Origin of the sequence: Methylomonas albis (assembly GCF_014850955.1) — a bacterium.
Taxonomy (GTDB): domain Bacteria; phylum Pseudomonadota; class Gammaproteobacteria; order Methylococcales; family Methylomonadaceae; genus Methylomonas; species Methylomonas albis.
On the sequence record NZ_JACXSS010000001.1, the window covers coordinates 3,730,015 to 3,749,448 of the forward strand.

Annotated in this window: 13 protein-coding genes; 5 read left to right on the plus strand and 8 right to left on the minus strand. The window is 50.3% G+C overall.

The window, feature by feature from the left end; all coding sequences use genetic code 11:
• Window positions 1-110 precede the first annotated feature (110 nt).
• Window positions 111-554, plus strand: a complete 444-nt coding sequence (locus tag EBA_RS17180) for a cupin domain-containing protein (RefSeq protein WP_192375834.1) — start codon at window positions 111-113, stop codon at window positions 552-554.
• 343 nt (window positions 555-897) lie between these two features.
• Here the strand turns inward: EBA_RS17180 and EBA_RS17185 are convergent, their stop codons facing one another.
• Window positions 898-3,771: a diguanylate cyclase gene (locus tag EBA_RS17185; protein WP_192375835.1), complete on the minus strand. Its 2,874-nt coding sequence runs from the start codon at window positions 3,769-3,771 to the stop codon at window positions 898-900.
• Window positions 3,772-4,794: 1,023 nt separating this feature from the next.
• On the opposite strand from EBA_RS17185, the gene EBA_RS17190 reads away from it, so the two are divergent.
• The gene (locus tag EBA_RS17190; RefSeq protein WP_192375836.1) at window positions 4,795-5,028 is read left to right on the plus strand and encodes a hypothetical protein; all 234 of its coding nucleotides are present in this window, start codon (window positions 4,795-4,797) and stop codon (window positions 5,026-5,028) included.
• Between the two features lie 125 nt (window positions 5,029-5,153).
• On the opposite strand, the gene nadA is transcribed toward EBA_RS17190, so the two are convergent.
• From nadA to EBA_RS17205, 3 genes are all read right to left on the minus strand, one after another.
• On the minus strand, window positions 5,154-6,248 hold the full coding sequence (nadA, locus tag EBA_RS17195) for a quinolinate synthase NadA (RefSeq protein WP_192375837.1): 1,095 nt from the start codon (window positions 6,246-6,248) through the stop codon (window positions 5,154-5,156).
• A gap of 79 nt (window positions 6,249-6,327) precedes the next feature.
• Window positions 6,328-6,717 carry a hypothetical protein gene (locus tag EBA_RS17200; RefSeq protein WP_192375838.1) on the minus strand — a complete coding sequence of 130 codons (390 nt, stop codon included), beginning with the start codon at window positions 6,715-6,717 and terminating at the stop codon, window positions 6,328-6,330.
• A gap of 83 nt (window positions 6,718-6,800) precedes the next feature.
• Window positions 6,801-7,355, minus strand: a complete 555-nt coding sequence (locus EBA_RS17205; protein WP_192375839.1) for a DUF2780 domain-containing protein — start codon at window positions 7,353-7,355, stop codon at window positions 6,801-6,803.
• Between the two features lie 275 nt (window positions 7,356-7,630).
• On the opposite strand from EBA_RS17205, the gene EBA_RS17210 reads away from it, so the two are divergent.
• From EBA_RS17210 to EBA_RS17220, 3 genes are all read left to right on the plus strand, one after another.
• Window positions 7,631-8,563 (plus strand): ZIP family metal transporter, encoded by a 933-nt coding sequence (locus EBA_RS17210; protein WP_192375840.1) that lies wholly within the window; start codon window positions 7,631-7,633, stop codon window positions 8,561-8,563.
• Window positions 8,564-8,651: 88 nt separating this feature from the next.
• On the plus strand, window positions 8,652-9,308 hold the full coding sequence (locus EBA_RS17215) for a TMEM165/GDT1 family protein (RefSeq protein ID WP_192375841.1): 657 nt from the start codon (window positions 8,652-8,654) through the stop codon (window positions 9,306-9,308).
• Window positions 9,309-9,334: 26 nt separating this feature from the next.
• Entirely contained in the window at window positions 9,335-13,432 is a 4,098-nt protein-coding gene (locus EBA_RS17220; protein ID WP_192375842.1) for an EAL domain-containing protein, read from the plus strand.
• Between the two features lie 103 nt (window positions 13,433-13,535).
• Here the strand turns inward: EBA_RS17220 and rnd are convergent, their stop codons facing one another.
• The 4 genes from rnd to EBA_RS17240 form a co-directional block, all read right to left on the minus strand.
• On the minus strand, window positions 13,536-14,684 hold the full coding sequence (gene rnd / locus EBA_RS17225; protein ID WP_192375843.1) for a ribonuclease D: 1,149 nt from the start codon (window positions 14,682-14,684) through the stop codon (window positions 13,536-13,538).
• A 231-nt stretch (window positions 14,685-14,915) separates the two neighbouring features.
• Entirely contained in the window at window positions 14,916-17,468 is a 2,553-nt protein-coding gene (locus EBA_RS17230; protein WP_192375844.1) for a TonB-dependent receptor, read from the minus strand.
• Between the two features lie 135 nt (window positions 17,469-17,603).
• A complete protein-coding gene (locus tag EBA_RS17235; protein WP_192375845.1) occupies window positions 17,604-18,140 on the minus strand; it encodes a DbpA RNA binding domain-containing protein in 537 nt (178 codons plus the stop codon).
• Between the two features lie 6 nt (window positions 18,141-18,146).
• Window positions 18,147-19,433, minus strand: a complete 1,287-nt coding sequence (locus EBA_RS17240) for a peptidylprolyl isomerase (protein ID WP_192375846.1) — start codon at window positions 19,431-19,433, stop codon at window positions 18,147-18,149.
• Between the last annotated feature and the right edge of the window lies 1 nt (window position 19,434).

Consider the following 19,434-nt stretch of genomic DNA (forward strand, 5'->3'; position numbering starts at 1 on the left):
ACTCAGACCCAGGACTCACTTAAGCTGCAACAGTCCGCGATATTGACAGCCCAAGCATCAGCGTGTGTATCAGTCGCACACCCAGCCACTATCAAGCAGAGAGCATCGCCATGAACACATATCTTTTCGACGACCGCCGTATCGATTGGCAAACCCTGGAGGGATTCGAGCATTTACGGTATTTCATTCTGAACATCGACGCCAACTCAAACATTATCGACGTCTTGTTCAAATTCGCCGCCGGCCAACAAATCGTGCTGCACCGACACAAAGCCCCAAACCATATTTTCGTCATTCAAGGCGAACACAGAATCTATCAGGCCGACGGCGCATTGAAGGAAATCAGGCCGGTCGGCAGCTATACCCTCAGCCCGGCCAGCGACGTACCTCACCGGGAAGGCGGTGGCGACATCGACGTCATACTGTTGTTCAGCATCCGCGGCGGCACCGACGGGCTGTACGACATCCTAGACGACAACACCAAAGTTATCTGCAGCCTGGCAATGTCCGACTTCGTGGCATTGCATCAAGCACAGTCCGGACAAATAGGATAAAAATCGCACGATGCTCGTAATACCGAATTGGTGCGATTGCGGCAGCCCTTTTCACCCGATTGCTGGGTAATTGGCCTGGTGCCGGCCATTTTCTGCCAATGGAGACACTGTCTGGAATAGCTGGTTTATGACAGAAACCGCTCATTCATAACAAGGGGGAACCGGGCCTCATAATGGGCTCGTGATTTGGAATATGTATTATCCATTCACCAGGATGTGCTGCCCTGCTGTTGGCGACATCTGACTAATCAACGCCGTGACCTTGGTGTTACCGCAGACCTCGTAATAGACTTCAACACAGAATCAGGAAAAATTGCACGTCAACACCCATAATATGCCCAGTCTACAGATAAGGAAAAAATTCTCTATCCTCTTTCAGCATGTGCTTGGCAATTAAATCATGAGCTAAATATTGGAACAGTTCGCCAACAGTGATGCTATCAGTCCGAAAGCCATTAGTCAGTTCGATTGCCCGTTCCACAAGCTTCCGATGGATAACGCTATGTTCCAATGCGCCGGGAAAGCCAATCTCCGCGAAAATAGCTTCCTCGCATTGAAAATGTTGGACTATATCGTCTATCACCGACTCGATCACCTTTAGCACCTGATCCGACGGACATCCTGCGAGTATAGACGCGAGAAAGTCATTGACCTGTCGAAACAGCGCTCGGTGCTGATCGTCAATCAACGGATGACCGCATTCGTAAACCGTATGCCAGGAAAGCTTGACGAAATCCGCCAAGACATTTTCGCCCCCTCCCCTCGGCGTTACGGCCGCCATTCGGACTTGATTACGGCCGCTATTCTTGGCGACGTAAAGTGCTTCGTCGGCTTGTTTCAGTAGCGTTTCGAGGTTAATGGACTCATCAAGTAGCGTAGCGACGCCAATCGAGAGGGTGATGTGTAGCGGCACGCCTGCTTCGGTCTGCATTTCGGTACCTGCGACTGCCAGCCGCAACCGTTCAGCGGCTTCCCATGCCTCATCTGCGTTGGTTTCCGGCAGTATCGCGGCAAACTCCTCGCCACCCAAACGGCCGACGATATCCACATCGCGCAAAGTCTGCCTCATCGTTTCGGCCAGTTTTTGCAGCACCATATCGCCGCTCTTATGGCCATGGGTGTCGTTGACGGCCTTGAAATGATCGATGTCGAACATGAACAGGGATAAGGCTTTGCGGTAACGTAGTGCGCGAGCTAATTCGGTTTCCGCCAGTTCCATGAAATATCTCCGGTTGTTGAGTTCGGTGAGGAAGTCGGTGTGCGCCTGGCGCTCAAGCTCCTCGCTGGCCTGATAGTGCTCGATGGCGATGCTGGCAAGATTGGCGGCGTAGCCGATCAGTTCCAGTGCCGCATCATCGGGCAAGCGCGGTTGACGATGGTAGATCGCAAACGTGCCGAGCAACCGGCCTTTCGACGACAGAATAGGTTCCGACCAGCACGATGCCAACTCCGCGCGGGCCGCAATAGCCTTAAAATTCGCCCAGTAGGGATGACTCTGGATGTCGGCGACCACGACCCGTCGCATCGTGAAGGCTGCGGTGCCGCAGGAACCGATGCCGCCGCCTATTTCAAGGCCGTCGACGGCTTGATTATAGAATGCCGGCAGGCTGGGCGCCGCGCCAACCCTCAGGTGTCGACCGTCTCTATCAAGCAACAGAATGGAGCAGATCATCCCATCGCCTTCCGCTTCCACGCTACGAACAATGGCATTCAAAATCTGCTGCAGCGTCGAACCTGTGGCAATCATCTCCAATGTGGCATTGCGCGCGCGGTCCCGTTGATCGGCGAGCCAGCGATCACTGATGTCGCTGAAATTGACCAGCCGGTGACTGCCGACCCAAGACACGGAAATGATGATATGACGAACCGAGCCGTTCTTACAGACGACAGGGACTTCAAGCGCCGGCGGTTTGGCACCGACATCCCTGGCGATAGCCACTTTGCGCGCCCATTCGCCGACGACCTCATTGCGAAAAGTCTCGTTCGGATAGGCCAGCCGATACCAGTCTTGGATAGTAGGGATGTCTTCCAGGGTGTAGCCAAACAGCTCGGTGAATTTCTCGTTAATGTACTCTACCTTGCCGTCGAGATCCGACCAGCCAATGCCGACCGGCGAGGAATCCAAAATGGCCTGCAATTGTGCCTGGTTGTCGCGCAAGGCTTCTTCCATGACCTTCCGGTCGGTAATATCGTAAAACCAGCCCAGAGTCGCCGGTTTGTCCCGAAATTCAACCGGAAAATAGGAGGCCAGTGCCCATTTGCTCCTAACCTCCTCTCCGAGCAAATGAAGTTCAATCAACTTGTTGATAACCTGCCCGCCTTGCCGGAGCTGTTCCATCACGTCCGCATACGCTTCCGGATGAGCGTAATATTGGCTCGGGACGATACCGATAATCTCCTCCGGGCTTGAGTCGATCAATGCGATATAGCTGTTATTGGCAAATACCACTTGGTTATCGGCGACATCAACAATGCGTGTCGCAATAGGACTGCTTTCCAACATCTGGCGCAACCACGATTCGTTTTCTTTCGCCTTCAATCGCAAATGAAAGTTCTCCTGCAGCTGGATACCCATTTGCCGGGCACTAGCCAGCAGGAAGAAAAGAAACAGCATAATCATTGCGCTCATGCCGAGGGAGACCGTGTCGGCTTCGGTGACAAGAAAGACGACGTTCGGTAACAGAACCGAAAGCAAAAAGCCAACGGCCGAGATACTATCGGTGGCGAGCGTCGTGGCAGCCCCTGCACACAGGCCAGCCAGCACGAATGAGACATAGACTTTATGGCCGGGGTCGCCGGAGGGCGCGAGTAATACACCAGCAATACCCCAAACAATGCCGGTGGCAATAGCACCAATGCGGAACCAGCGCAGCCAACGGTGCGTGTCGGCCTGATTGGCTGAGCAAGCATATCTATTCCAAGCGGCATATAGAATAGCCCGTCCAAGCAAAAACGCGGCAAATACGGCTGACCAGGCAAACAGCCGATCGGGAGCAATCACCGAATATTGGACACAGACTAGGATCACAGCGAGCAAGGCACTGATAACGAGGGAAACGGGCAGATTGGCATACAGAAGGCGCACCTGCTCGGAAAGCAGCGTATCGATTTGCTGAATTACCGGTCGAGGTTGTAGCCCTAAGCCGAAGCGTACCATCAAGAAATCTAGCCATCCGCCCGGTCCATTCATCTGGCCGTTTCCATTTTGCTCATTCATAGTGTTCACTACCTTCGTTGAAACGGCCTACACATTAGTACGAGAATGTTGCGGCACTTTAGGATTTCTATCGGTTCTCAATTGTTGCTAATAACAAATCAGATAGATTTTCCGTCTCTAATCCCGCCCCAGCGTTGGGGATTGTCTTATAGCTTCGACTACTACGCTCAAATACCTGTCTATTACAGATTTTAGATGAATATGGTGGGTTAATCTCGGAAAGCGACTTCTAGTTTAAGTAGCGAGTGATTAGAAAAGTCCACACCACTTTGTGATAGCGTAATCGGTGGAATGTTGGCGTCGAAATATGCGAGCACGCAAGCTAATCACATATTTTGGATGACAGCTTATTTACCCTTCTCTGGCGTTGTAAATTAATTCATATTAGCAGCTTAGGATTGTAACTCGCCATTTTTGACCAATTGCCAAGATGTTACCCCACAACGCACGCCACCATAAGCCAGGCAATCATTCCCTACAAAAAGTTAACGCGCACACTATGCTGACTAACGATTATCGGCTATAGTTTGGCAGAACCGGCAAGGCTGTCGCCAGACCCTATCGGCGGACAATAAAAGCTAGATCCTTAAATGACGAATCATCTGCTGCGTGGCTAGAAGTGGCCAGACCCGCAGGCGCTTTGGATACGCCAATTTGAGCCTTCCAATAGTGCGTATCCAAGACTGGGGGCAAACTGCTGCAAGCTAGAGCCGACGTAACTTACAGAGCATCGGTTTTTACGGAAGGCAGGCTACGTGGCAATGAATGCCTGATACGCGCACTTTGATAGTCAAAATAACAGTTTGAAGTATAAAAACATGCCAAAGGAAGGCAGTTCAGCAACGATCTGGTCATCAATTGCGCGCCGTGATTCTGCTGATAATCCATCTAGCCGTAGATTGCCCCGCTCCCAGAGGGAAAGGACGGCTCGCTTAAACCGTGACTATTCCTTGAACATCTTTGAACACAAGCAAAAATGCCAAGAAGTCGATTCTACCCATTTAAATTCCCGAGGGCTGCGATATGTCTGACTCTGATTTTCTCCCTTCCGGAGATGAAGAACTTCTCGCCTGGCTTGATAATTTTATCGCCCGTGCCAAACCGGAACATGGCGTGACTGAAGCCGATTTGCTAGAACTCAAAACAGATAGAAACGAGCTTTATGCAAAGATTATCGCCGCCAAACATGCCGAAAGCGTCGCCCAACAAACCCTATCCGAACTAATGCTAATGGATTGGGGCAAGCTTCGGCATTGATGGACCTGAAGTTTGACGTGCGCCGGTAAGTAACTAGATGGCTAAAAGCAGGCGGACTATCGTGGCGGTATTTAAACCCGCTCGATACTCGCCTGCACAACTAGCGGGAATCCGCTCAGGCCGGGTTACGACGCCAATAGCATATTATCCAAGGTCTTTTTCGCCAGCAGCGCCTGCTCAGCAGGCACGGAAACTTGGTTAACCACATGCCCGGCCGCCAGGTTTTCCAACACCCAGGCCAAATGTTGCGGGTCGGTGCGGAACATAGTCGAGCACATGCTTAAAGTTGGCGCCATGAAATGCACGCTTTTACCCTGGGCTTTACATTCCTGGTTCAAGCGATTGACCAGATTCAATTCGGTCGCCACCAACCAACGGGTATTGGCTTCGGCTTCACGGACGATTTTTAAAATCATTTCAGTGGAACCGATGTAATCGGATTTTTCACAGACTTCAAAACAGGCTTCGGGATGGGAAATGACAATGGTTTCCGGGTATTTTTCCTTAAAATTATCGATCTGTTCGGGCTGGAAGGCCTGATGCACGGAACAATAACCCTTCCACAGAATAATCTTGGCATCGCGGATTTGCTGTTCGGTCAAGCCGCCCTGCGGCTTGTTGAAATCCCAGGTCACCATCTGTTCCAGCGGGATACCCATCCGGTAACCGGTGTTGCGGCCCAAATGCTGATCGGGGAAAAACAATACTTTTTCGCGTTTCGCAAAACTCCAGTTCAGAATTTTTTCGGCATTAGACGAGGTACAAACGATGCCCTCATGCTGGCCGCAAAACGCTTTTAAATCGGCGGCGGAGTTGATGTAAGTCACCGGTGTCACGGCGTTTTCCACATCAATAATTTTCGCCAACTCGTCCCAACATTGTTGGACTTTGACCTTATTGGCCATGTCGGCCATCGAACAACCGGCGGCCATGTCCGGTAGAATCGCGATCTGTTCCGGCCGCGACAGAATATCCGCCACCTCGGCCATAAAATGCACGCCGCAAAATACGATGTATTCAGCCTCGGATTGCGCAGCCTCGCGAGATAACTTCAATGAATCGCCATAAATATCGGCATGTTTGAACACTTCGTCGCGTTGGTAATGATGACCAAGCACGATACAGCGTTTGCCTAGTTTGGCTTTCGCGGCAGCAATGCGGGCATCGCATTCCGCGTCATCAAGCAAAGCGTAATCATGTATGGGTAAGGCTGCAGTCATTTTTTAACCTGGGAACAAAAATAAAGAATTGTAAAGCTTTGGGCGGTTTTTTTAAAAATCGGTTCCATAGCCTATCGGTTTACCAGGCATATTGCAGCAAAGTGATGCCGATCCAACCGAAGCCCAGCGTGGTCACCACAAAGCTCAAAGCCGAATAGATTCGCCATATCGGCTTGGACCAAAAATCCGGATCGAATGCCGCCACCACAAACACGCCGGGATTGGTCAGACCGCCTATCACGACCAACCAACAAGCGGCGACCGGCAACGGCACTTTTGTGCCGTAAAAGCCCAAGCAAAACAGCGCCATCAACGCAAAGTCCACATGCGCCCGAATCAGGGTTTTGTAGTCTTTCAAAAACTCGCCGTCGATGCCTTTTATCGGAAACCATTTGGCAAAAGTCATCAGCCATGCGGACAGTAAAATGGCAAAGATCATTAATACTGCGCCGATCAATAATATTTCCATGTTTTTTAGTTTGTAATTGTAAAGATTAGGCTGGAATCCGGATCAATTTAGGCGGACTCAAGCCGGAGAAGCTGGAGCTAATTTTAATATAGAGCGTGTTGAAGCAAACTCATCGCGCTGGCGCCACTTTGATTTTGCACATATTGCAAGACCACCGGTACAAATTGGCTGACTATGGAAGGATTCATACCCAATGATTGAAACGATCCGGCTAAATTCGCCAAACTGCCGAACTGGCCGCCCATTAATCCGCCGGCAGCACCCAGTAAAGATTGCGAACCGGCTGCCGAAGCTTGTTGCGGCACAGAGGATAAATAGCGGTCCATGCCGGGTACACTAGAGCTCAATTGCGAAAAATCGCCGGGATTCATCCGTTGCTGCGCCACGGAAAAAATTGAGCCCACGCCGCCCAGCGCTTGCTGAGGGCTAATGCCCAACTGCCCCACTAATATATTTATCAACCCAAGTTCGTCAGCTTGACCCAGCGCGCCGGCAACAGGACGGGCAGCGCCGGCACTGTAGCCGGGTTGCGGCGAACCCAAGGCAAAAGTCTGATCTGAAAACTGTTGTTGAACCGGTGCACACGCACTGATGATGGCAATAGCGCTAAGCGCTGTCAAACCGTGTAAATACTTCATTCTGTCGAACTCCTAAAAAAACCCCAAACACCGGATCGAGCCACATCATGGCTGCCGAAACCGGCACTGTAAATCGAAACCGGCCATGGATACAAGCCGAGACCCTTTTATAAATCCAACACGCCAGATGTGATCGGCACCGTGTTATCCATCCAAAAATTAGGATTCTCAGGCATTGACGGATACCCTCTCCAAAACATTGTGGGTAAACATCGGCTATTCGGACGAATTCAGTATAATCCCAGCTTTAGCCACAAGAATAATCAGGTAAAAATATGCTAAATATTCAAAAAACACTCGAAGATTATTACCTTCGTCTACAAGCCCATCCCCAATATCTTAATGTGATGACTTTGCCGTTGTTGCAGCGCTGGGGCGTCTTTATCGGCCTATTTTTACTGTCGCAAATCCTGGTATTCGGCAGTCTCTACATTATATTCGACAAGGTGGTGGTCATTGGTTTCCTGGCCAGCATCCTGGCGGGCCTGGCTACCGGCGTCGGCGCCTTGCCGGCCCTGTTCTTTAAAAACATTTCCGACAAGCTGTTCAACGGCTTGCTGGGGGCCGCGGCTGGCGTGATGTTGGCGGCCACCGCGTTTTCCTTGTTGGTGCCCGGCCTGGATTACGGCGAGCAAATCTGGCCCGGAAAAGGCTTATGGATCGTGTCGGCAGGTATGCTAATCGGCGCACTGTTTCTGCACTATGCCGACAGCCGTCTGCCGCATCTACATTTTGACACGGTCAGTGACCACTCTTTAGATTCGCTACAAAAAATCTCCTTATTCATTGTCGCCATCACCATCCACAACTTCCCGGAAGGTATGTCGGTCGGCGTCAGCTTCGGCTCCGGCGACATGAAAAACGGCCTGGTGTTGTCGATTGCAATTGCCTTGCAAAATTTGCCGGAAGGTCTGGCGGTGGCGCTGCCGCTGGTTGGTTTGGGTTACAACAAATGGAAAGCCGTTGCCATCGCCACGCTTACCGGCTTGGTGGAACCGGTGGGAGGCTTGTTGGGCATTACCATGGTGACGGCGTTTGCCTCGATATTGCCGATTGCAATGGGTTTTGCCGCGGGCGCCATGCTGTTTGTAATTAGCGAAGAGATCATCCCGGAGACGCATTCCAAGGGTCGCTCGCGCGTCGCCACCTTTTCATTGATGGTGGGTTTTATCGTTATGATGATCCTGGACAAAGTACTGACCTATTAGTAGCCGATAGTGAGCCGCTGGCGCGCAGTCGATAGACTAATCCGCCAGCGTCTGATTCGGAATTTTTCCTCTGATACCCAATAAGACAATGGAACACCTCGCACCACTACTGGCACAATTAAGCGCTTTAAATTTTACCGAAATGCTGGCGACCGGCGGCACCAGCTTTGCGCTGATAGCCGCCGCAGAAATTGGCGATAAAAGCCAATTGGTTTGCATGACGCTGGCTTCCCGCCATAGACCGGCGCCGGTGCTTTGGGGGGCCATCTCCGCTTTTGCTTTACTGAATACCTTGGCCGTGGTTTTTGGCGCGGCAATCGCGAAATGGCTACCGGAGTATCTGGTCGCGGCCACCGTAGCAGTGCTATTCGCCGCATTCGGTTTACATGCCCTGCTCCACCACGACGATGCAGACGATGACGAGGACGTGGTAGAAAAAAGCGGCCACGGTATTTTTTTTACGACTTTTTTCTTAATTACCGTCGCCGAATTTGGCGATAAAACCCAATTGGCTGTCGTAGCATTCAGCAGTACCGCGCAACCGCTTTCAGTTTGGCTAGGCTCGACACTGGCGCTGGCATTTACCTCGGCACTCGGCGTTCTGGCCGGGCGCACTGTCTTGCAAAAAATACCACTATCGATGTTACATAAAGCCAGTGGCTTGTTTTTCCTGATTTTATCGGCAGTAGCCGCTTATAAAGCCTACGAAAGCTTGCTTATCGCGGGTTTACTTCCCCCACTCTAAGCCTGTATCCGAATTTGAAACGCTCAATGCTTTTTCTAAATTACCGCTGGCAGGACTTACCGGTGATATTCGGTCTGGCCGGGGCTTATGGTTTATTGGCTAAAGTCGTACTGACGTACTTTTCCACATCGGGCAACGTCACCTTAATATGGTTTTCCGGAGGATTGGGCTTAGCGGTATTGCTGCAAAAGGGGCTGCGTTATTGGCCGGGAGTATTCCTAGGTGCATTCGCAGCCGGATTAATGGTTAGTGACGCAATTTGGCTTTCGGCGTCCATTGCTGTGGGCAACACCGTGGAAACAGTCTGCACTGCCTATCTGCTAAAGCGCAATCCGCGCTTCTCCGCAAGTCTTTCAGAGCCTCAGCATTTACTCTGGCTAGCATTAATGGGCATAATTTGGTCCACCTTTAGCGCCAGCATCGGGCCTTGGTCCTTATGGCTGGCCGGGCTTATTAACACCGGGGACATTGCTGAATCAGTACTACATTGGTGGATGGCGGATGTGTTCGGCATTATCTTCACGACCCCCTTGCTACTGATTTGGCAAAGCTGGCCCAATAGCTGGTTCCGAAAAAATCGTTTGCCGGAAGTGGCGCTCTTCCTGGGTTTTACCATCCTCAGCGGCCAAATAGTTTTCTCCGATTGGTTTTTACCCCAACTAAGCTTTGTTCCTTATACTTATTCGACTTTTTTCTTTGTGTTTTGGGGGGCGACGCGTTTCGGTCGGCATGGCGTGACCCTGGTATTGGCAATTACCGCGTTCCAAGCACTATTTGGTGCCGCTCATCACACGGGCCGCTTCGCTTTCGACCTGGAACAAAGCGATTTATTTAATTTCTGGCTTTATATGGCTGCCCTGTCGTCCAGCGGCATCATCCTGGCGTTAACACTGCATAAAAATCGCCAGGTAACGCAAGACTTATTGGCGAGCGAACGCAGGCTGAGAGCAATCATCGACGCGTCACCGGTTCCTCAAGCCGTTTATGATTACCAAGGTAAAATCACCCTGATCAATCCCGCTTTTCATAAGGCCTTTGGCTACAACTTGGGCGACATCCCTACACTAGAAGAGTGGTGGCAAAAAGCCTACCCCGATCCTGCCTACCGGCAAATGATCAAGGACAACTGGCAAACCTTAGAAAGCAAACCCGGCAACACACAAAACTTTGAAACCATGGAAGGCAGCGTTTGCTGCAAAAACGGTGAGATACGCAGCGTGCGAGCGGGTTCGGTGGCGCTGGGCGAAGCCTACATTGGCAATCATTTGAAGACTCTTTTCGATATTACCGACAAACTAAGCTCCGAAAAAGCGCTATTGGAATCTAACTTATTAATGCAAACCATCCTGGAAACCTTGCCGATACGGGTATTCTGGAAAGACCTGAATTCGCGCTATTTAGGCTGCAACGGCCTATTTGCCGGCGATGCGGGTAAAAACAATGCCATCGATCTGTTAGGCAAGGACGATAACCAACTCAACTGGCGGAAACAGGCGCCCTTATATCAAGCCGACGACAGGGATGTGATGGTATCCGGCCAAAGCAAAGTGGGGTATGAAGAACAGCAAACTACGCCGGACGGAAAATTAATTTGGCTACGCACATCCAAACTGCCTTTACGGAACGCTGATCAACAAATCATCGGGGTTTTGGGAATTTACGAGGATATTACCGAACGCAAGCGTAACGAGGAGGCTTTGGCACAATCGGTTTCTTTACTGCAAGCTACTCTGGAAGCGACTGCTGACGGTATTCTTGTGGTTAGTTTGCAAGGCCAAATTAGAACATACAACCGCCGCTTTTTGGAATTATGGCAACTATCCGACACCTTGATCGGCGAAGAAAATGACGATCAGCATTTACTGAAATTGGCCTATGAACAGCTTAGAAACCCCGAAGACTTTCTGCACCGAGTCTTGGAACTCTACGCTTATCCCGAAATGGAGAGTTACGATCTAGTCGAGTTTAAAGATGGCAGGACTTTTGAGCGCTATTCTCGTCCGCAGCGCATCGCCAACGTGATTATTGGCAGGGTTTGGAGCTTTCGCGATGTAAGTAATCAACATAGTGTGGAACAAGCATTACAACAAAAAGAATACTACCAGCGCGCATTGCTGGATAACATTCCGCACGCAATTTGGCTAAAAGATACCGATAGCCGACTGTTGGCAGTCAACCAGGAGTTTGCCAATGTATTTTCAGCGGAAAATCCGGAAGCGCTGGTCGGTAAAAACGATTTCGACATTGCCTCTGCGGAACTGGCAAAACGTTATATCGCCGATGACTGCCGCGTGCTGGCTTCGCGCGATAAATTGATAGTCGAAGAAGAGATTGTTGATCGCGGCGTACTTAAATGGTTTGAAACCTATAAAGCCCCAGTGATGGATGAGCAAGGCCAATTGCTGGGGACAGTCGGTTTTGCCCGCGACATTAGCGAGCTGCGCAAAACCGAAGAAAATCTAAGATTGGCAGCCCTGGTTTACCAAAACAGCAGCGAAGCGATGATAGTGGTAGATAGCGATAACACCATCCTGAGCGTCAATCCTGCTTTTTCCACGATGACCGGCTATACGATGGAGGACGTGGTCGGTAAAAACCCGCATATGCTCAGTTCCGGCGAGCACGATGCAACTTTCTACCGAGAGCTATGGGCCACCTTGGACGCAACCGGCGTTTGGCGCGGGGAAATAAAAAATCGGTGTAAAGACGGCCGCCTATTGGTAGAAGAGATGGCAATCAACACCATTTATAACGCAGAGGGCGAAGCACAACGCCGGGTTGCGCTATTTTCCGACATCACCCAACGCAAACAATCCGAGGAGCAGATCTGGCGACAAGCCAACTTCGATCCCCTAACCGACTTACCCAATCGGCGCATGTTCCGCGACCGACTGGAGCAGGAAATTAAAAAAGCCCACCGGATGGGGCAATTATTTGCGTTGTTGTTTATCGACCTGGACCGCTTCAAGGAAATCAACGATACGCTAGGCCACGACATTGGGGATAACTTACTCAAGGAAACCGCGCGGCGCTTACAGACCTGCGTGCGTGAATCGGATACCGTTGCCCGTTTGGGCGGAGATGAATTCACGATTATTTTGAGCGAGCTGGACAGCATCGACCGCTCCGAACCTATTGCCAAAAATCTATTGCAAAAGCTCAGTACACCGTTCAGCCTGAACAACGAGTTGGCTTATGTCTCCGCGAGTATCGGCATCACGTTTTATCCGAACGACAGCACCGATTTAAGCCAGTTGCTAAAAAACGCCGACCAGGCCATGTACGCCGCCAAAAACCAGGGCCGCAACAGTTACCGTTTCTTTACCAAAGCCTTACAGGACGCACTGGAAGCCCGTGCGGCGCTACTTGCCGACCTGCGCAATGCGCTGGCGAACAATCAATTTGCGCTGTGCTATCAGCCAATTGTCGATTTGCTGAGCGGCGAAATCCACAAAGCCGAAGCCTTGCTGCGCTGGCATCATCCGCAGCGCGGTTTGATCAATCCGGCCGAATTCATACCGCTGGCGGAAGAAACCGGTTTAATCAGAGAAATAGGCGACTGGGTGTTTGAAACTGCGGCGCAACAAGTCAAAAACTGGCGAACCGATATCCATCCCGACTTCCAAATCAGCGTCAACAAATCGCCGGTGCAATTTCAAAGCCCGGAGCACGCCCCCGCAGACTGGTTTACCCATCTGAATAAACTAGGATTATCCGGCCAAAGTATTGTGGTGGAAATAACCGAAGGCTTGCTTTTGGACGCCAACATTGCCGTGCATAATCACTTAATGGCGTTCCGCGATGCCGGCATGCAAGTGGCGATTGACGACTTCGGCACAGGGTATTCAGCCCTGTCCTATCTGAAAAAGTTCGATATCGATTTCCTGAAGATAGACCAATCGTTCGTCCGCAATTTGTCGGTCGATTCAAACGACTTCGTGCTATGCGAGGCCATCATCGTGATGGCGCATAAATTGGGCTTAAAAGTAATTGCGGAAGGTGTGGAAACCGCGCAGCAACGCGACTTACTGACCGCTATAGGTTGCGATTACGGTCAGGGTTATTTGTTTGCCAAACCACTGCCAGCCGAGTTATTTGTCCAGCAATTCGGTAAATCGGGATAGAGGACGTTCACAACTCGCGCCATGCGAACATTAGCACCGCCATCCCTACGCTTACAGCTTTAGCAATCCCTTAATATCAAACCACCAGAGCGAGAATCCTATCCTATACGGCGCTAATTACCACGCCATCCGGCTTCAGGCTCAAGGTATAGTCGCCGTGCAACAAGCCCTGTAACTCCCGGCCCGCCATGTTATAGCGCCAACCGTGCAATAACAGGCATTCCTCATCACCGGACAACAACTGCTCCAAATCCTTACGAGTGGCCAAGATGATGGGATTAAGGGAGTTTTCTTCAGCGCGGATTCTGACTACCGCACTCAGCACATCCAGTATCGCTTCATGCTGCTGGGTTTTCTTGCCAGCTTGGTCTTTTTCGGCCAAGGGTTTAGGTAGCCGTTGTCTGGCACTATCGATCAATTCGCAAATCACTTTACCGTAGCGATTGACTGTACGGTCGTTGATGTTGCGAATCTTAGCTAGCTCGGCCAAGGTTACGGGCTGCAGTTTGCCCAACTCCAGCAGCAAATCGTCCTGCACCAACCAACTGCGAGGTTTGTTTTCTTGCTGAGCAGCACGTTCGCGCCATTCGGTAAGACTTTGCATGATAGACAATTGCTTGCCGGTCAACTTGTTTTTGCCCCGGATTTTTAACCAGGCATTTTCCGGCGACAGTTGGTACAGTTCCGGATCGTTCAACAACGCAAAATCGCTCTCCAACCAATTCAGCCGGCCCAATTTATCCAGTTGCTCGCACATTAGCTTGTAGATTTTGCACAGATAAATCACATCGTCGGCAGCGTATTGAATTTGATCCTGACTCAAGGGCCGCTCCGACCAATCGGTACGGGTATGTGCCTTGCTAAGATTGACGTTTAAAAAGCTGGATACCAGCATTGCGTAGCCGGGATTTTCTTGAAAACCTAGCAATGGCGCGGCAATCTGGGTATCGAAAATCGGGCCGGGAATTTTGCCGGTAATCTGGTAAAAAATTTCCAGGTCCTGCCGGCAAGAATGCAACACTTTGATGATATTAGGATTGTAAATTGCGTCTAGCAACGGGGTTAAATCGGCTATAGCCAAAGGATCGACACAAACCACCCAACCCGGCGCGGCAATTTGCAACAAGCAGAATTTGGGATAATAGGTCTTTTCGCGGAGGAACTCGGTGTCCAGGGCTATCCATGGCTCCTGACTGATTTGTTGGCAAAGGCTGTCGAGTTGATCGGGGCGGTCGATGTATTGAATAGTCATAGTCGCTATGGTAAATGAACGGCGCAGCCGCTAAGAGGCTTGGCCGCCTATTTTACCCGCTCCCCTAACAGAACGACGTAAATATTCCGCGAATTGGGCAATTTGCCCTGCGAGTAGTTCGGCAAGGGGAGTTACTATCGTGAAACAGCAACTCTAGCCTATCCAAGCAAGTTGACGCCTAAAGCAGCTAGCAGCCCCCAAAAATGGCGTAATACCGATTAGAGCTGACTATTAGAACGAGTAACGCATGCCCAACCACCAAGTTCTCGGCGCGCCAGGACCATAAAACGTTGTTCCGGCTGGATTACCTTGATAACTGCCATTTGCTATACCTGCCGCGCCAAACTGCCCGGCCGTATAATAATGTTCGTCGAGAAGATTATTAACCTGGCCAAATACCTGTAAGCCTTTAACCATATCCGGCGTATAACGCACGCCGTAATTGACGACAACATACCCAGGAAGGGTTCCATTCGCCTGCTGGTTATTATTTTCGTTGCCTCTGACAAAGGACTGGGAGAAGCCGATAATATTTAAATTGGTTCCCCATTCCTTGGTGACTTGATAATCGACATAGGTTTTAAAGGTATGCTTGGGAACCAACGGTATATGATCGCCCGGCCTTACTGTAATGGTGCTGCCATCCTGCCCAGGGTCACTTCCTGCCAGATTGTATTGGCTATTCAGCACTTCAGTAGACTGATAAGTCGCATCCAGGTAGGTATAGTTGGCACCGATACTCCAGTCTTCAACCTTACGATCCAGACTGGCCTCTATCCCCTGTCGCTGAGTTTTACCGAAGTTTTTAAAATAGCCGTAGCCGTTGGCAATGGTATCGGGTGCTGCAATAAATTGAATATCATTGGTGTTAAGGATATTAAAGTAGCCCAAACTCCAGTTTACTTTACCGGGCAATAACCCCCTGAAACCGGTTTCCCAGTTTTGGGTGATGACTTGTTTTAACGCCGGATCACCCGCCATGGCATTCGGCATTCGGCAAGGTTGATTAGGGTTGGCGCAACCTAACTCGATGGTCGTCGGCGCACGCGTACCTTCGTTATAACCTGCGTAAAAACCGATGGCCTCGTAAGGGTTATAGGTCAATCCCACCGCCGGATTAAAGCGATCGAACACATGCTTGCCGGTCAATGAAGCGCTTGGATCAATGGCGGCACCCGAATCATAGTTATCAGCACCCAACTCATGGTTTAGAAAATGCTGACTTGCCAAACTATCCTTGTTACTGACGGAGGTATAGTTGTATCGGCCTGAGGCAGTAATATGTAGGTTTTTAGTCGGGGAGAACGTATCTTCAGTAAAGAAACTCCAGGTCACCGTATCGCCACTCAAGGACACGCGGTTATCGACTTGGGAACCACCATCACTGGCATCGTTGAAATATAGGCCGTTATTAGTTGCCGTTGCCGCAGCACCACTAACCGCAGTTACACTACCATTTGGGTTTAAATACCCGTACTGACTATATTGGTTGTAACCAATAACGCTTTGGTCATATGCACCACCAAACAAAAACTGGTTGTCCATGCCAAACAATTTATCACTAATGATCCCCTGACCTTGCGTACCCCAGTTTTGTTGCTGGGTAGTGCTTTGATTAATAATGCCGTTACACTTTTCCGACGGCTCATCACCACCGCCGCCCGGCGTAGCTGCGGCTTGGGCAATACACCTTAGGTACGGGAAAGCTGTATTTGAGGAGTTTTCAGCAGTATTTAGAAGTGTATATCCTTGCGAGGTTAAATAACTTCTATTTCGGCCAGTAGAACCGGTCGAGCCTAGCGGCAAATATGCGGCGGTACCTGCATCATTGTTAATATCTCCATTCAGGCTACCGGTTTTGATATTCCGATAATAAGTATTCCCAGCGAACAAAACTTTACTATTGAGCTGATATTTGCCTTCCAAATTCAAAAACAGCGAACGGTTTTCCGTAATATCCGGCGTGGTATAGACACTGGTATAGTCCTGCTTCAAGCCATCAACCGTTTGTAAACCGTTACCGATCAAGCTATTGTCGTTATATGCCGTGGTCAGTTTAAGGTCGGTTTTTTCGCCTTCCCAACCGGCTTTGCCAAATATCTGCCGTACATTGGAAGGTGATTGCTGGCGCCAGCCTTGATCCTGATAATAGTTACCGGTAACGAACCAGTTTAGGCCGTGCTGCTTATCGTATCCGCCGTGTTCAAACTCATAGGCATTACGGCCATATGAGCCACCCAATCCTTGAACTGATGTACCCGGATTACTTTTACCATCCTTGGTTTCCAGCGATAACGCGCCACCCAAGGTGTTTCGGCCAAACAGTGGATTGGAACCGGGCATCATGGTCATTGATTTAATCGCTGACCGGGGAATCAAATCCCAACTCATCACGTCACCAAATGGCTGATTGAGGCGCACGCCATCCATATAAACCGACAAACCTTGCGGCGTGCCTGCCAATGGCGATGCGGTGAAGCCCCGATAGTTGATATCCGGCTGAAAACCATTGCCCTGGGTGTCGTTGACATAAACGCTACCCAAAGACCGATTCATAAAGTCGCTGATATTGATCGCATTGGTTTTACTAATATCCTTATCAGTTGCCGTTTGTACGGGCGCGGGAATCTGGTCTTTGGTTTTACCCACACCATCCAGTGGTGTGGTTTCAATCACCTCGACATCGGCGAGTTCATCCGGAGCTGTCTGCTCCGCAGCAAAAGCCGGGCTTATCATAAAAGCCACGGGAATGGCGTAAAGCGAATTGGTAAAGGTAAATTTCATAGTGACGTCTGGTTAACGAAAACTTGTATCGGATACCGATGATTTTAAGTTCCGTTTCCCTTAATACCTATAGGAATAATTCCCTTTTCATAGCTTAGCAACCGCAAACAATTCCGAAAAACAGCGCTGCCCGAGCTATTCGCTCTCTTCCTCTTGAATCGTGCGGGTCGTCTGCCTGAATTTATTCGGCTTGACGCGTTTGATATTGAGCCGATGCGGACCTATAGCCACTTCCGTCAACAATTGAAAAATATCGGCCGGCATCCCATCCGGCAACTCTACCAACGTATGCGTATCGCGAATGTCGATCCGCCCGATGCGTTTTTTGTCAACGCCGGACTCTTCGATCAACACCGCTTGAATATCTTCGCGGCTAATCTGATGCTGACTACCAACAGCCAAACGATAACGCACCATTTTGAAGCCAGGATGCGAACCACGACTCTGCGGCAGGGGCACCAACAACTTGGGCTGTTGTTTCAGTGCGGGATACAAGTTTGGCTGACTCAAATAAACCAAGGCCGCAGCGCAACTGAGTAGATCAATATCCAATTCGGCGGCGGTACGTTGAATCAAATCGCGTTGCATCGCCAAATCTTCTTCTATGACGATGCGCTGCAAACGTCTTTTAAACTTGTCTTCCTTACGACTTTCGACAGAGAAAGCGTTCATATTCCCTTACAGTCGATCCAGATCGATTTCCACGAACGCCTCATCGCGTAAACGTCGCAACCATAATTCGGTTTCTTCCTCGATTTTACGCTTGCGGATTTCCTCGCGAATCTTGTCTTTTTTGAATTGTTCGCTATTGTCCTGGTTTTCACGGCCCAACACTTGGATCATATGCCAACCGAACTGGGTTTGCACCGGCTGACTAATCTCGTTAATCGCCAGTTTGTTCATCGCCTCTTCAAATGGCGGCACCAACGCCCCCGGACTTACCCAATCCAGCGAGCCCCCGTTAATCGCGGAACCTTTGTCGTCGGAATGCGCGCGCGCCAAGTTGGCAAAATCGTCACCGTCGCTGATCCTGTCTCTAAGCGCCAGCAAGCGTTTTTTCGCTTCTGCATCGTCCACTAACTCATTAGTCTTTATCAGAATATGTCTGACCTTGGTTTTAGTAACAATATGCTGCCCGGCGCCCTCGGTTTCCAGCATTTTAATGATGTGAAAACCGCTAGGACTACGGATCACTTCGGACACATCACCTTGACTCATCGTCGTGACCAGTTCCGAGAACAGGGACGGAATCTGCCCGATACTGCGCCAACCCAAGTCGCCACCCTTCAAGGCATTATCGTCGTCGGAGACACTGACCGCGACTTGTTTAAAATCTTTTCCTCCGCGTAAATCGGCGATGACTTGGTCGGCTTTGTCCTTGGCCTTTTGAATCGCCGTAGCCGAAGCCGCTTCCGACACCGCGATCAGAATATGCCCTAAATGATATTGGGAGTTGCTCAGGCCGGCTTTGCTTTGGGTTTCCATATAATGCAGCACTTCGGCATCGGTGACCTTCACCCGCGAACCGATCTCGCGACCACGCAACTGGTTAATGATGATTTCGTTGCGCAGATTATCCTCGAACGCTTTGTATTCCATGCCTTGCTTGGACAGTTCCTGACGAAAGCTCTCCACCGACAAGCCATTGCGACTGGCAATATCGGCCACCGAGGCGCTGAGCATTTCATCACTGACTTGCACACCCGACTTAGCAGCCAATTGCCTTTGTAGCTTATCGACCACCATCCGCTCCAACACCTGTTTCCGCAATACGAATTCGGGCGGCATCGTCACGTTGTTACTGCTCAATTTGTTGGTGATCACGGCAACTTCGTTATTGAGTTCGCGTTCCAGCACCACATCCTCTTCGACCACCGCCACTATCCGGTCCAATACTTGGGCCTGACCAGGAGCGATGTATACACCCAGTAGCAAACAGAAAATCACTAACCATTTTTTTATCATG

Bases quoted from the DNA above. Each gene is read 5' to 3' on its own strand.
- EBA_RS17180 (WP_192375834.1), top strand. From the start codon at position 111: ATGAACACATATCTTTTCGACGACCGCCGTATCGATTGGCAAACCCTG.
- EBA_RS17185 (WP_192375835.1), bottom strand. From the start codon at position 3,771: ATGAATGAGCAAAATGGAAACGGCCAGATGAATGGACCGGGCGGATGG.
- EBA_RS17190 (WP_192375836.1), top strand. From the start codon at position 4,795: ATGTCTGACTCTGATTTTCTCCCTTCCGGAGATGAAGAACTTCTCGCC.
- nadA (WP_192375837.1), bottom strand. From the start codon at position 6,248: ATGACTGCAGCCTTACCCATACATGATTACGCTTTGCTTGATGACGCG.
- EBA_RS17200 (WP_192375838.1), bottom strand. From the start codon at position 6,717: ATGGAAATATTATTGATCGGCGCAGTATTAATGATCTTTGCCATTTTA.
- EBA_RS17205 (WP_192375839.1), bottom strand. From the start codon at position 7,355: ATGAAGTATTTACACGGTTTGACAGCGCTTAGCGCTATTGCCATCATC.
- EBA_RS17210 (WP_192375840.1), top strand. From the start codon at position 7,631: ATGCTAAATATTCAAAAAACACTCGAAGATTATTACCTTCGTCTACAA.
- EBA_RS17215 (WP_192375841.1), top strand. From the start codon at position 8,652: ATGGAACACCTCGCACCACTACTGGCACAATTAAGCGCTTTAAATTTT.
- EBA_RS17220 (WP_192375842.1), top strand. From the start codon at position 9,335: ATGCTTTTTCTAAATTACCGCTGGCAGGACTTACCGGTGATATTCGGT.
- rnd (WP_192375843.1), bottom strand. From the start codon at position 14,684: ATGACTATTCAATACATCGACCGCCCCGATCAACTCGACAGCCTTTGC.
- EBA_RS17230 (WP_192375844.1), bottom strand. From the start codon at position 17,468: ATGAAATTTACCTTTACCAATTCGCTTTACGCCATTCCCGTGGCTTTT.
- EBA_RS17235 (WP_192375845.1), bottom strand. From the start codon at position 18,140: ATGAACGCTTTCTCTGTCGAAAGTCGTAAGGAAGACAAGTTTAAAAGA.
- EBA_RS17240 (WP_192375846.1), bottom strand. From the start codon at position 19,433: ATGATAAAAAAATGGTTAGTGATTTTCTGTTTGCTACTGGGTGTATAC.